Here is a 423-nt window from a genome sequence, read left to right as displayed (position 1 = left end):
CAGAAAGTTTGGATGCAGTGGTAGACATCTACTATCGAGCAGATGAACCAGCAATAGTAGAAGGGAAAGAAGAAAAGACAATCACGCGAACAATCAATGTACACTTGCCAAATGGTGAAGTTCAAACAACAAAACAGCCAGTAACATTAGAAAGGAAGTACACGAGTGTAGCAGGTAGCGATGAGAAGAAGTATGGACCATGGACCGTAGGTCGTTGGGAAAGTTTTACAGCTCCAGAACAAGAAGGCTACACAGCAATTCCAGACACAGTAGATGAAGTAGAAGTAACTTCAGAAAGTTTGGACGCAGTGGTAGACATCTACTATCGAGCAGATGAACCAGCAATAGTAGAAGGAAAAGAAGAAAAGACAATCACGCGAACAATCAATGTACACTTGCCAAATGGTGAAGTTCAAACAACAA

1 pseudogene is annotated in these 423 nt (G+C 41.6%); it reads left to right on the top strand.

The features are described from left to right. Nucleotides 1–423: pseudogene (locus NOU10_RS09300) on the top strand (mucus-binding protein); the annotation flags it as partial.

Origin of the sequence: Ligilactobacillus sp. MP3, from assembly GCF_024436335.1 — a bacterium.
Taxonomy (GTDB): domain Bacteria; phylum Bacillota; class Bacilli; order Lactobacillales; family Lactobacillaceae; genus Ligilactobacillus; species Ligilactobacillus salivarius.
The sequence above is the reverse complement of the archived record's forward strand: the minus strand, read 5'-3'. Positions and strand labels throughout refer to the sequence as shown.